This is a genomic window from Paenibacillus sp. EKM10P (assembly GCF_011800655.1).
Lineage (GTDB): Bacteria > Bacillota > Bacilli > Paenibacillales > Paenibacillaceae > Paenibacillus > Paenibacillus polymyxa.
The window spans coordinates 101651-116415 of sequence record NZ_JAALET010000007.1 but is presented as its reverse complement, the minus strand read 5'-3'; the positions used below and the strand labels follow the sequence as shown (position 1 = coordinate 116415).

General features: G+C 46.7%; 13 protein-coding genes. 2 read left to right on the top strand and 11 right to left on the bottom strand.

Going from position 1 to position 14765, the window contains the following annotated elements; all coding sequences use genetic code 11:
• Window positions 1-56 precede the first annotated feature (56 nt).
• The 8 genes from HFE01_RS17305 to HFE01_RS17270 all read right to left on the bottom strand — a co-directional run bounded on the left by HFE01_RS17305 (window position 57) and on the right by HFE01_RS17270 (window position 9819).
• Window positions 57-1706: a response regulator transcription factor gene (locus tag HFE01_RS17305; protein WP_153794459.1), complete on the bottom strand. Its 1650-nt coding sequence runs from the start codon at window positions 1704-1706 to the stop codon at window positions 57-59.
• Window positions 1699-3489 (bottom strand): cache domain-containing sensor histidine kinase, encoded by a 1791-nt coding sequence (locus tag HFE01_RS17300; protein ID WP_102997618.1) that lies wholly within the window; start codon window positions 3487-3489, stop codon window positions 1699-1701. Before HFE01_RS17300 ends, HFE01_RS17305 begins: the two co-directional genes overlap by 8 nt.
• Window positions 3490-3614: 125 nt before the next feature.
• Window positions 3615-4196, bottom strand: a complete 582-nt coding sequence (def, locus tag HFE01_RS17295) for a peptide deformylase (RefSeq protein WP_016820341.1) — start codon at window positions 4194-4196, stop codon at window positions 3615-3617.
• Window positions 4197-4477: 281 nt separating this feature from the next.
• Window positions 4478-5452 (bottom strand): polysaccharide pyruvyl transferase family protein, encoded by a 975-nt coding sequence (locus HFE01_RS17290; protein ID WP_167438574.1) that lies wholly within the window; start codon window positions 5450-5452, stop codon window positions 4478-4480.
• On the bottom strand, window positions 5427-6806 hold the full coding sequence (locus tag HFE01_RS17285) for a lipopolysaccharide biosynthesis protein (protein WP_013373123.1): 1380 nt from the start codon (window positions 6804-6806) through the stop codon (window positions 5427-5429). Before HFE01_RS17285 ends, HFE01_RS17290 begins: the two co-directional genes overlap by 26 nt.
• 73 nt (window positions 6807-6879) lie before the next feature.
• Complete coding sequence (locus tag HFE01_RS17280; RefSeq protein ID WP_016820343.1) at window positions 6880-7833, bottom strand: glycosyltransferase family 2 protein; 954 nt, start codon at window positions 7831-7833, stop codon at window positions 6880-6882.
• Window positions 7834-7872: 39 nt separating this feature from the next.
• Complete coding sequence (locus HFE01_RS17275) at window positions 7873-8814, bottom strand: glycosyltransferase family 2 protein (RefSeq protein ID WP_167438573.1); 942 nt, start codon at window positions 8812-8814, stop codon at window positions 7873-7875.
• 204 nt (window positions 8815-9018) lie between these two features.
• Entirely contained in the window at window positions 9019-9819 is an 801-nt protein-coding gene (locus HFE01_RS17270) for a DUF1836 domain-containing protein (protein WP_025365859.1), read from the bottom strand.
• A 224-nt stretch (window positions 9820-10043) separates the two neighbouring features.
• Between HFE01_RS17270 and HFE01_RS17265 the strand changes: the two genes are divergently transcribed.
• The gene (locus HFE01_RS17265) at window positions 10044-11408 is read left to right on the top strand and encodes a hemolysin family protein (protein ID WP_017425547.1); all 1365 of its coding nucleotides are present in this window, start codon (window positions 10044-10046) and stop codon (window positions 11406-11408) included.
• 127 nt (window positions 11409-11535) lie between these two features.
• On the top strand, window positions 11536-12333 hold the full coding sequence (gene bacA / locus HFE01_RS17260; RefSeq protein ID WP_017425548.1) for an undecaprenyl-diphosphate phosphatase: 798 nt from the start codon (window positions 11536-11538) through the stop codon (window positions 12331-12333).
• Window positions 12334-12458: 125 nt separating this feature from the next.
• Here the strand turns inward: bacA and HFE01_RS17255 are convergent, their stop codons facing one another.
• The 3 genes from HFE01_RS17255 to HFE01_RS17245 all read right to left on the bottom strand — a co-directional run bounded on the left by HFE01_RS17255 (window position 12459) and on the right by HFE01_RS17245 (window position 14756).
• Window positions 12459-12785, bottom strand: coding sequence for a thioredoxin family protein (locus HFE01_RS17255; protein WP_019688638.1), 327 nt, complete (start codon window positions 12783-12785; stop codon window positions 12459-12461).
• A gap of 157 nt (window positions 12786-12942) precedes the next feature.
• Window positions 12943-13854 (bottom strand): aldo/keto reductase, encoded by a 912-nt coding sequence (locus HFE01_RS17250; RefSeq protein ID WP_107734532.1) that lies wholly within the window; start codon window positions 13852-13854, stop codon window positions 12943-12945.
• Window positions 13855-14012: 158 nt separating this feature from the next.
• Window positions 14013-14756: an alpha/beta hydrolase gene (locus HFE01_RS17245; protein ID WP_167438572.1), complete on the bottom strand. Its 744-nt coding sequence runs from the start codon at window positions 14754-14756 to the stop codon at window positions 14013-14015.
• Window positions 14757-14765 lie beyond the last annotated feature (9 nt).

The window sequence follows — 14765 nt, the reverse complement described above, 5'->3', positions numbered from 1 at the left end:
GATATACCTCCGACATCTGCAAGAGAGACTTCATAACGTTAAACCTAGGGAATCGATCAACAGCCATCTGTTCCTCCGTTCTTTTGGACCTGATTACGGTAGGAGGAAGGTGACATTCCAACATACTTTTTAAATTTACTATGAAAATAATCTGCATTCGCATATCCCACACGGCCCGCCACTTGGTGTACCTTAATCCCCTGTGCAAGCAATTCCCTTGCTCGCTCAATCCTTACCTTATCCAGGTAGGCATTAAAAGCCTCGCCTGTATGACTTTTGAACAGTTTGCCCAAATACCCACTATTGTAATTGAACATATCTGCCAGTAACTCCAGTCGCAAATTTTCATCATAATGACCATGTATAAAGTCAATCATTTGCTTCATGATGATCTCCTTGCCACCCGTATCAGTCTGGCCAATCCACTGCAACACATGTTCGAGCGAGTGATCCACCAGCTCGCCCAATGTTGAATAGGCATATACATTGGTAATCAAGTTGGAATGCTCCTCCAGCACGGTCCGGCTGTGTTCCTGTCCAGCTGCATATTTGTTCAGTGCGAGTGTGAACGTCTGAGCGAAGGCCGCCTTAATTGCAGATTCTGTACGATAAATCTGGGGAAATTGGACTTCCATGTCCTTAATGACACGGGTCGCCGCTTTACCATTAGCCATATCCAGCGCGTAGTACAGCTTTTCTGCATAACGCATGGGATCATCTGATGCTCTGTCAGACGCTTCATCCATTTCAGCAGGGACTGTCTCCCATTCATGTAGGTCGCCGGGAAGCATGACTCTTTCTGCCCGGAACAAAAACGTACGCTCCAATAATCGTAACGCCTGCTCAAAAGATTTGGGGATCTCCTTAAGAATGTCTACCGGAGCGCCGGCAGCCCCATAGATTTCATTTACCCACGGTTTTAGCTCCTGTCGCCATGCAGCCAGCAACTGAACAGCATCTTTTTCCGTTTTTAACATGGCGGGAAGCAATAGGCCCGTATATATTCCAGCCTCAAACACAATGCCTCTACCCTGCTCACGACACAATTCGGCCAGCCGCTGCTTTGCTGCCAACTGCCGGGCTTGCCGATCCCAGTCAGGTATACGCAAATCCAGCAGAATCACCTGATAGCTACTCCAGTCCAATGCTGGTAATTCAGGCTGTTGTCCGTGTTTTTCACCGCTACTTTGATGTTCGTCTTGCTTGGATGCACGATGGCTGGGTTCTACAGCATTACGAGCATGTTCTCCATGAACCGGAAACAGCAATGCTTCGATCCAATCGCGCTCATGCGAAGACGGACTTCCCCACTTTCCATCTCCCTTTTCGTTTTCAATGCTTTGCCGTACTCGCTTTAGCTCCAGCGTCATTTCTTCCTCATCAACGGGCTTCAATAAATAACCATCCACCCCGAATCCCATGGCTTGCCTAGCATAATTAAAGTCTGCATATCCGCTTAAAATGAGAAAGTGATACGGCTCCCCATTCATTTGGCGTATGCTTTGTATAACCTCCAACCCACTCATCCCAGGCATACGAATATCTACAATGACCAGTTCCGGTCGATGCTCTCCGAACTTTTCCAAAGCCTCGCGTCCGTTCTCAGCCGTATCGACGATGCGAAAGCCACAATCTCCCCAGTCAATAATGGAAGACAGTCCTTCACGAATCGCAGGCTCATCATCTACAATCATCGCTTTATACATTCGACGCTTCCTCCCTTGGTATGGAAAAGTATACGGTTGTTCCTACCTGTAATGCGCTTTCAATATGCAGACCATAACGTTCACCATACATCAATGTCAGACGTTGATGAACATTGCGTAGACCAATACTGCTCCCTTCCGGCTCCTCCGTACCCGTGATCCGAGCCAACAGACGGGTCAGTTGCTCTTCCTCCATGCCAATTCCATCATCAGCCACTTTAATGTGCAGCTCTCTTTGTTCTATTGTGATATCTACCTTTACGGTAACTGGTTCTTCCTTATTTTCTAGGCCATGAATGACTGCATTTTCCACTAACGGTTGTATGATTAAGGGAGGAATCGACATGTCCTTCGCGCTTTCTTCCAAATTCACTTCATAGACCAAACGATTTCCAAACCTGAACTGCTGAATTTGCAAATAGGATCGCACCATATCCAGCTCCTGTGATACGGTTGTTTTACCACTGCCAATCTCCAAATTCCTGCGCATCAGCCTGCCAAGCAAACGAACCGTCGTTGCTATCTCCGCTTCCCCATTCAGGTGTGCTTTCATTCGAATGGATTCTAACGCGTTAAACAGAAAATGCGGATTAATTTGGCTTGCCATCATTTTTAGCTTGATATCCTTTTGTGCCAATTCAAGCTTATTATTATGCTCACTCGTCTCATAGACCTGGGCCATAAGCTGGCGGATACTGCTCACCATATAGTTGAAACGGCGGGATAAATCACCGATCTCGTCCCTTCCCTCCACACTTGATACCACATGAAAATCACCCGCAGCTACCTGACCCAGCTCATAGCTCAGCCGCTGGAGTCGTTTGGTAATAAGCCAGGAAATGATGGTAATCAGAATCAGCGCCATGATGAGTACCGCTAGTACACATAATGCACCAATCAGGCTGACCCGGTTTGCCCCCTGCACGATATGTTCCGTTGAAAACACCGAAATAATCGTCAATCCGCTCACACTTGAGGTTGGCAGCAGCTCATCCACAATAATGTTCGAGGGCGTTCCGTTAATTTTTGCTTCATATATCCCCTTACCTGCACGCTGGACATCAAAGCCTAAATGTAAATCCGTCAACGTCCGACCTACTGACTGCGGATGGGTAGCTGCGACCACAATTCCGTTACGATCCGTAATCAAGGTTTCAAAGGGCTCCTTGCTCAGCATATGATTCAACTCGGTCTGACTCAGTGCAATCATCAGAACTCCCTTGGAATTGTATTCGGGAAAAGGAATTTGCCGTACCAGGCTGAGGCGATTAACTGGGTTATCCTCCTTATCCTGAATGTAAAACCAGTTAATCGCCGTCCCCTTCAAAGCCTCCTGGAACCACGGCTGCCGCTCAATGTTAGCGTCCACAGGAATAAACTCCAGATTGTTGACCAACGTCGGATTGTAAGAATAGAACCGGATAGTAGCAACCTCTCTATATTGCTGGGTGTACTCATTAAAATCCTTGTACTGATGGTACGCATTCATGAGCTCCACCATGCCGGGATAACGGCGGTTCGCCATCTCCTTTAGCCTTTTATCGAACATTAGCCCATTTGAAATATCTGTTGGTACACGTAATAAATTTGCTGTCTGGCTCTTAATCTTTTCCACATTATTTACCGTCTGGGCAATCGCACTGTCCAGTGCCTGCTCTCGCAAATAAAAAATAACGCAGCCGCCCACCAACAGCACTGGGATCATGACAATCAGTACGTAGGAGAAGAGCAACTTATTCCGCATACGCATATTATTCATCAGATGCCTTACTCCACGATACATGCCATCCCTCCTGTGAGATAAGCGCTTACATGTTTTCAGTTTAAAGCTTCACAACATTTATATCCATATTTTCTTGCCAAATAAAAAGGTGGTGAACGGAGTCACCACACTTTACGGATCACGAACTATTTACGTACAAAAGGTTCGATATGCACTCCCTGTGGCAGCTTATACGGATCTTCCGGGTTGATACGGTCATAGAACATAATGCCATCCAGATGGTCCATTTCATGCTGTACGACAATCGCTGCATACCCCTTAAACGTTAACAGCTCCTGAGTTCCATCCGGTAAATTGGCCTTGATGCGAATCTTCTCGTAACGTGGTACATATCCGGGTATGTACCGATCTACAGACAAGCATCCCTCACCCTGTTCCAAGTAAATCATGGATGTAGAATGGCTGACCAGCTTCGGATTAAACAGGCCATATTCTACCGTTTTGTCTCCATCTTCATAATAAATAGCACACATTCTTTTATTCAACCCAACCTGGTTGGCGGATAGCCCTACACCCGGGCGCAGCTCATAGCGGGTGGCCAGCTCTTCATTTTGGCTATTTTTCAGGTAATCCAGCATCCATTGCATCTGTTGAAGATCCTCTTCAGACAGCGGCAGACATACCGGATCAACCTTTGTGCGCAAAATCGGTTCCCCTTCACGCACGATATCCTTCGTGAGAAGCATGTCCATCGATTGATTGCTCATTCGTCAGCCTCGATTCATTTAAATAAATATTACGATCATGTGATGTACAGCAAAAGCTGGATTTATCCCATAAATTATATCTATTCATGAAATGAATTGTCAAAATAGAGCGGTATGGGAGAGAGAAGCCATGATGCGCCCTCTATATATAAAGCCATTAAATATTCACTGGCTTAATAGTTTATCTAATGAATTCATATTAATGCTCTATGCTGCACTGAACCAAAAACCTCCTAAACCAATGAAGTGTTCAGGAGGTCTTTACATAGCTTTTCTTACGATTAAGACGGTTGCTCTAATGCTTCGGGTGCTTCACTGAACAGCTTCGCCTTCGGATTCGGCTGTGTCCAGGTATTATAATATTGCGAATTCTTGCCGTAAGAATTATCGATGACAACATGCGGCATATCAAGCAGGCAGGCCAGAATATGACCATGCAGCCGTGAAGTGCGAACCTCGCGGTAAGAGCTGAACAGCGTAACCGCCTTGTTCATGAGATGGTCGGTGTACTTGTACCAGAATGTACGCGTAGGCAACGGGCCGCCGATTTTCTTATTCAGACGGTAAAACTTTTGGAAATAGACGATCCCCTTCACTTCCAGCGGAGTGAATAAAGTATCCCAGTCCAGACGGTGTGAGGCATCAGCCTCGTCATCGAATTTCTTTTGTCCTCCTACCGTTTCAATATCTGTACGTAGGAAGTACAATACGTCCTTCACGGTTTCCGTAGTCGGCTTCAATGGCCATAGCTGGTGCGCCATATCAGGACATAATGTGATACTGCACTGGTTCAGTTTATCCTTAGCCCACTGATAAGAGCGTGTATCCCGCACAAACATATGTAGATCCGGGTGGGCATTAAACAGAACCGCCACCTCATTAGCCTTTTGTTCAGACTGGAAGTGGATCGTCTGCGGCATGATTACAATTCGGTGGTTAGGGAAATCACGAACGATGCGTTCCCGCAAATTTTGGTGATTTGAATATAGATCGCCAAAGTTGCCACCCCCGTGGCATACGATAATCCAGTCGCCCGGAATATGAAGCTGATCGGGAATATCCATGGCGCTATAACGGGCACGGACACGAATGCCATTATCCTTAAAGAACGCTTCGGTGCCTTTCATGATCAGTACGTCCCCACCGTTATTATAGACGGGATAATCGACATAAATAATGTTCGAACCTTGAGGGACTACGTCGAGAATGACGCTCAGCTTATTTTTCAGTTTAGCCATGGGATGCGAATTCGGCATCTTTCAGTTCTCCCTTCCTGCGCTTCTTTTGTATAGTCTGCAAGACAAATGTAATATCACTTTTATCAAAAATGATCCGGGATAGCGGAACATTGAAAAACATTGGGAACGAGAACAGCGAGAACGCCAACCGTACACAAGCACCTACAAGCAAAGCAATAGCAATGCCGTCCAGACCGAAGATCGGTGTACAAATAAAAAACAGACCGACGGTGATCGCATAGGCCACAATTTGCCGGAACAATACCAGTCCCGGACGACCGAGTGCGTTAAAAGCCGAAGCCAGAATCCATGAGCCACCACCGATAATACATTCCAGTGATAGCAGGTAGAACGTTAGCGATGCTTCCAGAAAAGCGGGCCCGTACAGCAAACCCAGCATGTATCGACCAATAAAGAGAGCTGGCACAATGACGATGAGCATCGCAGCCATGGAGATGCGAAAAGCACGACCCACCGTTTCGACAATTTTGCTGTGTTCCATCCCTGTCACTTTCGGGAAGGTTACATTAGTGACGGCATTTTGCACCACATTGAACACACGGGACAAGGCGTAGACAACAGAGTACAGACCGAACGCTTTGGGTGACAGCAGCGCCACAATGACGATTTTGTCCGTTTGTGTGGACAGCGTTCCCATCAACTCCATCCCATACACCCGCGCTCCATAGCTATAATAAGGGCGCAGCACTTGGCGGCTGGTCAACGGACGAAATGCGCGTAGGTTCATATGCTTGCGCAAACGGAGGAACGCCCACATGAGCGCAAGGAAACTCGCGGCAAAATTCACTGCCCCCGCCAGTTGTACATTGAGTAAGCCCATCAGCCACAGGGTCACTAGACCGATGAAATTCAGTAACGGATAGTAAAACAGCAGGCCGTTATATACGCTAAACCGATCCAGTCCTTGCGATAATGCCGTCGTAAGTGCTGTAAGCACCGCTAACGGTACTGCTGCCGCACAATAAATCTGCGACAGTTGGATAATGTCTGCACCATAGCCATTCAGCCACAGCGGCATACATATCCAGGCCACCGCTCCCGCCAACAGACTGGCAGGCAACTGAATCCAGAGCGACAACGCCAGCAGTTCTTCCGTCGTGCCTGTTTTCTTCTTAAGGTTATAAATTAACGAGGTTGGCAAGCCGAAGCTCAATACACTGCCGATCAGCGTAGGCCAGAACAGAACAGCCGCCAGTTCACCTTTCCCCTCTACTCCGAGCATACGTGCGGTCAGGATGGAAGTCAGGGTCGTGACGATTAGCACAAAAAAATTGTTAAAGCTCGTGCGCATGATCGTTTTGGCGAGACTGTCACCCGTGAATACTTTCCTTGCTGCTGTCCATGTGCTCATGTTACGTCCAACTCCTGTTCCTTATTAAGCCTCTCGTCTCTATGCTCACATCGCGTCTTTTGACGCACCTCCATCAGCCTACCGTTTTTTTGGAATTGCGTTCAGACAACTGTCCTCCGCTAACAGGCTCCTTCGTACTTGAGAAAATCTCTTTCAGTGCTCTTCTATAGCCTTGAATGGCTTTATGATTTTTTTTGGGTCTCTCCCTTAAAATCTGATACAACGTCGTCCAATATAGTGCTGCATAACCGATCGGCCCAGATCCCTCGTCACGTAGTAGATGAATATGATTCATCACCCGCATATAAGTAACCTGTTCCATATTGTCGCGCGAGGACGGCGATTCATGGTGAAGCAGCGTAAGGGCCGGATTAATATACAATGGACCGCTTTTCATGGCGATACGGGAAAGTAATAAATCCTCGCCGACGCTATAGCTTTGCAACCAAGGTACCGGCTCCAGACTTAGAATCGCATCACGGCGAAATGACATATTACAACCATGAAAAAACTGGGTCTTAAACGTCTTCTTGGCCTTATGCCAGTTGTACATCGAGCCGGACTGACCGCTGAGGGACAATCTCCCTTTGGACAAAGATTGCTGGAACGAAAGCAAGCAGCGAATTGTACCCATGAAGCTGTTACTCATTCCCTGTGCTATGCCGCCAACACCAGCTGCCTGCGGATACGCCTCATAGGTGCGCATCAACTCATTCAAGTAGTTGCTCGGCAGCTCAACATCATCGTCAAGGAACAAAATGATGTCACCTTGCGCAAGCTCCACCGTCTTTACACGTGATAACCATAGTCCGGGCTGCTCCTTACGATGATATCGGTAGGCAATTCCCGCTCTGCTCAACTGATGCTCATAACGTTCCAGCACATGCTTTGGCAGTTTTCCGTCATCAATAATCCACAGCTCGGTTTCACATGCCTCTGGTGCTCCCCCCATGGCAATTGAATTGATGCATCGGGTCAGATCGTCAACCCGATTGCGGGTGCACAGAGCAATGGACAAGCTTAACATCATACTCCCCCTTTATCCTGTCAATGTGTATTAAGCAGATTACTGAACCGCCGGGCATAAATATTCGTTATATTTTTGCTTACGCGGGTTCAGAATGAACAACACCCCCTGCTTGTATCCATCTGCTGCGTTAAAATTACGGCGCAGCGTTTCTTTGAGCATCAAGTAGGTTAAGGTCCATAAAAGAGCTCCATACTGGATAAATCCCGCCTTTTTCAGGGCAAGAAAATAATAGTGGTTAATCGCTGTGGCCTTGGCTACTTTGCCCGCCTTATCGCGCGAGCTTGGAGATTCATGATGGATGATCATTAAGTCGGGATTAATCACCAGTTTGCCGTAACGACTCGCTAACTGGCACATGTACAAATCGTCAGCCACCGCATAGCTGGTCATCCACGGATACGGCTTCATGTCCCGAAGCGCATCCCTCCGAAATGACATATTGCAGCCATGGAAAAATTCAGTGTCAAAAGTCTCGGTTGCTTCGCTCCAACGCAGTAAGGAACCTGCCAGGCTACTGGGCGAGAGCTTACCAAGGGAAGAAGACATTTGAAAAGTCAAAACGCCAAGCAGCTTTCCTGCCCGGCTTGAATGTAGTCCCTTTGCAATCCCTCCAACACCTACAATCGTTTCATCCTGTTCGTAGGTATCGAGCAAGCGCCGGATATAAAGTTTATCGTCCAGTTCGGCATCATCGTCAAAATACAGCACAATATCATACCGTACGAGAGACAAGGCCTCATAGCGGGATAACCAAACGCCGGGACGACTTTTTTTATAATATTTGAGAACACCTTGAGGCAATCCGGACACCATGTGACGGTACTGTTCAATCTGTTGGTCGGAAATATCGCCGTCATCAACAATCAGCAGTTCTACAGCTGTATGCTCCAATTGTTGCTGTGCAGCAATAGATTGTATACAGCGTGTCAGGTCTTCGATTCGGTTGCGGGTACAAATGATGATGGAGACATCGGACATGCCATTACCTCCTGTGTGTGTATCCAGATGCTTTGGAAGAGATATTCAAAGTTTTTCCAATTGCTGGATTATATATGTTTATTGTATCTTTGACAGCGTTTGAGTGTATATACCTCTTTTGTATACTTTTTCAGTCTCCAAAAGGGTAGACAATCCTCAAAAAAGAGCAAAAAAATAGGATCGGCTTCTTGCGCCAATCCTGATCTATCCTTGAAAATCCAGAAACAACGTGGCATTCACATACCGACGTGCCATCGACAAAAAATAACTATTTTGCACCGATACCGCTGCCACCAGCAAAGTATTACGCACTGCTTCACACTGGTTAGGGGTCAAATGCTGTAAACGACAAGTATATTGATCTGCGGCTTGTACCAGCAGTTCTTCTGTCGCAGCTTCCTGACGTTTCTGTCCTGTAGCAGAATTTCCGTTGTCTTTTGCATACCCTGCTCCTGCCACATCAAGCAGTTGGTCTCCGTTCGCATCCAGCTCTTCAAATAAAGTTGAATATGCAGCGTACAAATCGACCGGCTGAATCAGATCATCCGTATCATCTTCTGGCTGTTGGAACAGGATATAAAATAGCTGACGGATAGATTCAAAATCAAGACATGATTTTAAATCTTCCACGATGAGCAATATAGCAGCCTGGTTGACTGAGTATTTTTTGCCGATTTTCGGAGCGCCGAGGAACTCCTTGAAATCACGTTTGACCCAATTTTGCATAGAGGCCAGTGAGACATGGCTATATTCCACCAGTTGGCCTAAAGAAACGATCTCCTGCAGCGAAAAGGCTGCGCTGTGCTTGCCCTTGATGATTTTATCCAGCACAGGCGTCACTTCGGTATATAGAAATGTCGGCATGGTACTACCGGAACGGGCAAGATGGCTATGAGTGCGTCTCCAGGCGTCCTGAAGAACAGCCAAAGGCTGCAATTCGCTGCGGCCTTCCATGGCCAGCAACAAATGGGCCATATCACGGCGAGTGAGGGTAAAAGACTCCATCTGCTTTCCTCCCTTTATTGCATTTCAAGTTCATTCGAACTCATCATACGCCCTTAAACTAGGCTTGTAAAGTGAAGCAATGAGCCGTGCGGGTACTATTATGCCTTATTTTTCGTGTAAATTAGAGGTAGGTGACCTGCTACGATTCCATATGAACCTTGTATATTTTCTTTTAAGTTCTTAAAATAAGTTCAAGTGAACTCAAAATAGAGTTCCTTAAAAAATTGAACGAAAAAGGGATGAGTGAAAATTATATGGGTATAGGTGTCAGTCTATTTTTGTTTGCGGTGTTGATTTTATTTAGTGCTTTCTTCGTGGCTACCGAGTTTGCGATTATTAAAATCCGTTCCAGCCGGGTAGATCAGCTGGTGGTGGAGAACCGTAAAAACGCACTGGCGCTACAAAAAGTCGTCAATAATCTGGACGGCTACCTGTCTGCCTGTCAGCTTGGTATTACGATTACAGCGTTAGGACTCGGTTGGCTCGGTGAACCAACTGTAGTCAAACTGCTGGAGCCTCTCTTTCAACAGCTCAACATCAATGGGGAGTTTTCACATATCCTGGCCTTTATTATTTCATTTGTCATTGTAACTTACCTGCACGTGGTGATCGGCGAACTGGCTCCCAAAACATTGGCGATCCGCAAAGCGGAAGCTGTCAGCCTGTTAACCTCTCCAGTCATCGTGTGGTTTAATCGGATTATGTATCCGTTTATTTGGCTCCTTAACGGCTCGGCCAATCGCCTGGTTCGTCTGTTCGGTCTTCAACCGGCTACTGAGCATGAAGAAGCGCACTCTCAGGAAGAAATTCAGATCATTTTGTCCGAAAGCGTGGAAAGTGGTAAGATCAATAACACCGAATATGGCTACGTAAATCGTATCTTCGCTTTTGACGAGACCGTTGCCAAAGAAATTATGGTGCCACGTACAGATATGGTATGCTTGTTTACGAATCGCTCGCTCAAAGAAAACATGCAGACTATTCACGAAGAACAGTATACCCGTTTTCCGGTAGCGACAGACAGCAAGGATCAGATCATTGGTATGATTAATACCAAGCAGCTATTCCTTGAGTATGATCGCAATCCCGAGCTTGTTTTCGATAGCCTGATTCAACCGATCTTGACCGTTCCGGAAGTTATTCCCGTCAACACGCTGTTGAAACGTATGCAGAAGGAGCAGGTTCATATCGCTCTCCTGGTCGATGAATATGGTGGAACCTCTGGTCTGATTACCATTGAGGACATTCTGGAGGAGATTGTTGGCGAAATTCGGGATGAATTTGATAAGGATGAACGGAAGGAAATCGAGAAACTGACGGAGAACAGTTATTTGATGGATGGTAAAGTGATGCTTTCCGATCTGAGTGATCTGACGGGCTTGACATTGGATGATGAAGACGTGGATACTGTCGGAGGGTGGGTGTATAGCCGGGTTCCGGAACCGAGACAGGGCAAGGAATTCATAGAAGATGATGTGAAATTTATCATTCGTGAAATGGGTAAAAATCGTATTCGTCGGGTGGAAATTATTTTACACCACAAATCCCCGATCTCGGAAATGGAGTCGGACACTTCTTCCCAGGAGTGAACTTTGTGATCTGAGCGACCAGCATACTGCACTTGGCACTTGCGTTCACTCCTACTGAAATGACATATTTTTAGGGCAAACGACTCAGGTTGTTTGCCCTACATGCGTGTAAGGAGGAGCTAGTAAATTGGATATTTTATCATCTATTATTATGGGTATTATTGAAGGGCTGACAGAGTTTTTGCCGGTCTCTTCGACGGGTCACATGATCCTTACGGCTGATCTTCTAGGGTTGAACACCGAGAATGATACGGTCAAAACATTTGAGGTTATCGTACAATTAGGTGCTGTGATGGCGGTCGTTGTATTATACTGGCGCAGATTCCTCAGCCTGTTTGATTTCAGACGCAAAATTTCATCCCAGCCACGTCTAAACCTGTTACATATTATTTTAGCCATGATCCCTGCGGGAGTAATTGGTGTACTGTTCCGTGATGTGATCAAGCAATACTTGTTTGGTCCTGAAACGGTTTTGTACAGTTTGGTCATCGGGGGCTTGCTCATGATTGCGGCTGAAAAATTCCATCCGCCTATTAGATCACATACGTTGGATGAGATCACGTACAAACAAGCATTTACCATCGGTGTGTTCCAAGTCCTAGCTCTGTGGCCAGGCTTCTCTCGTTCAGGTTCAACTATGTCTGGGGGCCTATTCGCACGTGTAAGCCATACGGCAGCCGCAGAATTTACATTCCTCGTATCTGTTCCTGTCATGCTGGGTGCATCGGGGATTGATATGATTAAAAGTATGGATCATCTGTCTATGAGTGATTTCCCGGTGTTCGCAGCCGGCTTTATTACTGCCTTTATCGTCGGGATGCTGGCAATCAAAACGTTCCTCGGTCTGCTCAAGCGCTTGAGCTTGACTACGTTTGCCATCTATCGTTTCGTGTTAGCGGCTGTGTTCTTTTTCATTATTTTGTAATCATTGTTTGGTATCCTATAACCAAAAAGGGATATCCAAGTGGCCTTAAGGTCAGCCTTGGATATCCCTTTTGCTATTTTGCGGGCTTGGGTAGATCGTCCTGATCTACCTACCATGCGTACTGATTACTGTTTGGATTCCAGCGTAGTCAGGTATTCCGAAACTTGAGCTGGCGTTTTGGCGTATTTGCTGTGCAAATGAGCAATTTTCTCGCCATTACGGAACACGAGCAGGCTCGGAATGCCGCGTACTTGATTTTCTTCAGCAATCGGCTGAAACTTCTCGGCATCAAGCGCAAAGAAACGCTTATCCGCATTCTCCTTCATAATGCCGTCCATAAATTTATCCAGCGTCTTGCAATCTGGACACCAGCTGGTATCAAATTTCACGACGGTTAGACCGTCACCGTTAATTAAATCCTGATATTGCTGCTCAGATTCGATACGTTCCATTCGTTGGTCCCTCCTAGAGTGAATTGATAATATCTTCACATTCACATATGAATGATAAATCAGGCTTATTCCTATATTGTAATGATTCTTTTATATATTGCAACTGGGATGAGTACATGTTCGAGCGTATACTTCACTTATACTATTGTGGCTCGGATCAGCGGTATTGCGCATCATAACGATTGGCTCGGCTGATATGCTGTAGCGTCTCTCGCTCGTGCTCAGTTAGCGGCGCAATGTTGGCAGCGGAAATATTATGCTCCAATTGCCCCAAAGAGCTTGCACCCGGGATCACAGCCGCGACAGCCGGATGAGACAGGCTATAACGGATCGCTGTCTGCTCCATACTACGGTCCGCCCCTGCAAATGCCTTTAATTGCTTACGCACGTCCAGCAGCTCTGCTTCTTCGTAGTCTAGGTATCCCTTCGCTGCCTTTTCTTCCCCCTTGTCAGCCAATACGCCGCTCGCCACGGGTCCACGTGCAATCACACTAATTCCCCGCTCCTGAAGCAAAGACAGTACTTCTTCCTCTGCACGCCGATCCAGCAAGCTATACTGATTCATAACACTAACGATATTCGAGCGTTCCACATATTCACGGATGACATGCGGGCGAATGGAAGAAATACCATAGTAGCGGATGACACCCTCCTGCTGCAGTTGCTCGAAAGCCTCAATGGTTTCATCGATCGGATCATCAATCGTCCCTCCGTGCAACTGATACAGATCGATATAGTCCGTTCTCAGGCGGCGCAGACTTTCTTTCACGGCTGACAGGATATATTTCTTCGACGGGTCCCATCCCCAGCCCTCCTGCCCCGGTATACGCCGATTGCCGACCTTGGTCGCCAGGATGACATCCTGGCGCCGTCCACGGATGGCTGCCCCCACAATTTCTTCATTACGTCCATGCTGGTACAAATCGGCCGTATCCAACAGATTTACGCCCCTGTCTAACGCTTCATGGATCAAGTAAACAGCTTGCTGCTCCTCCGTACCGACCGACATACATCCCAAGCCAATCTCACCTACCAGCAAATCCGAAGCTCCCAGACGGTTTTTCTTCATCGTTGTCTCCCCTCACTTCAATGACGTATAACTTTAAATTTTTAACATTTCTCTATTATACGAAAAATACATACAAAAAAAACAACCCCAAAGACATAGAGACTCCACGCTCTCCAATCCTTTGAAGTTGTTGTATGAAATTCGTATTCCCTTAAAAGCTATCCGAACAGCCATTGAATGGCCTTAGGAAACTGACGCTGAAAACAATCTACACGATGCACCGCATCTTGATCCAGCTCAAGCAGCACATCTTTTGTGTCAAGTCCCTGTGCCAGGAGCACCTCGTGTGCCTGAAGGGTCAGCGGAACCATGTCTTTTTGTACATTCGTCTTCCCTTCCCCTTCACGGGTCCCAACAGATATATATACCCGGTGTGTCCCGGCCATTACAGTAGCAAATGATGCAGATTGCATATAATCGATCATACCAGGAAACCAATATGAGCCCGAGATCGAACCAATGCGTCCAAATATATGCGTATACGGGAAGGCCGCATACATGGAAATCAGTCCACCCAACGAAGCACCGATCAGCCCTGTATGCTCCAGCCCAGTTTGCACTGGATATTTTGCCTCGACATAGGGCATTACTTTTGAAACCACAAACGCCAGATAGGCATCTCCGCCACCGCCAAAAGCAGGTCTTCCCTCTACTAAAGCAGCTGCCTTCCAAGGCGTATAATCGTCCAGCCGATTCACGGGCTGAATGCCCACCAGTATCACACGGGGCAGCTCTCCCGTAGAAAAACCTCTTTCCAGCTCATCCAACCCGCTTAGAAATAAAGAGCTGCCATCCTGTACATACAGCACAGGATACAGCTCATTATGATTCACAGATACGGGAGGTGTATAGATGTGTAGAAGATACCCATCTAATGAAATTTCATCTACATGACCTTTCATCTTACGCAG

Excerpts from the sequence above, each read along its gene's own strand:
- HFE01_RS17245 (WP_167438572.1), bottom strand. The coding sequence starts at position 14,756 with ATGAAAGGTCATGTAGATGAAATTTCATTAGATGGGTATCTTCTACAC.
- HFE01_RS17255 (WP_019688638.1), bottom strand. The coding sequence starts at position 12,785 with ATGGAACGTATCGAATCTGAGCAGCAATATCAGGATTTAATTAACGGT.
- HFE01_RS17275 (WP_167438573.1), bottom strand. The coding sequence starts at position 8,814 with ATGTCCGATGTCTCCATCATCATTTGTACCCGCAACCGAATCGAAGAC.
- HFE01_RS17300 (WP_102997618.1), bottom strand. The coding sequence starts at position 3,489 with ATGTATCGTGGAGTAAGGCATCTGATGAATAATATGCGTATGCGGAAT.
- HFE01_RS17305 (WP_153794459.1), bottom strand. The coding sequence starts at position 1,706 with ATGTATAAAGCGATGATTGTAGATGATGAGCCTGCGATTCGTGAAGGA.
- def (WP_016820341.1), bottom strand. The coding sequence starts at position 4,196 with ATGAGCAATCAATCGATGGACATGCTTCTCACGAAGGATATCGTGCGT.
- HFE01_RS17290 (WP_167438574.1), bottom strand. The coding sequence starts at position 5,452 with ATGCCGAATTCGCATCCCATGGCTAAACTGAAAAATAAGCTGAGCGTC.
- HFE01_RS17270 (WP_025365859.1), bottom strand. The coding sequence starts at position 9,819 with ATGGAGTCTTTTACCCTCACTCGCCGTGATATGGCCCATTTGTTGCTG.
- HFE01_RS17250 (WP_107734532.1), bottom strand. The coding sequence starts at position 13,854 with ATGAAGAAAAACCGTCTGGGAGCTTCGGATTTGCTGGTAGGTGAGATT.
- HFE01_RS17280 (WP_016820343.1), bottom strand. The coding sequence starts at position 7,833 with ATGTTAAGCTTGTCCATTGCTCTGTGCACCCGCAATCGGGTTGACGAT.
- HFE01_RS17285 (WP_013373123.1), bottom strand. The coding sequence starts at position 6,806 with ATGAGCACATGGACAGCAGCAAGGAAAGTATTCACGGGTGACAGTCTC.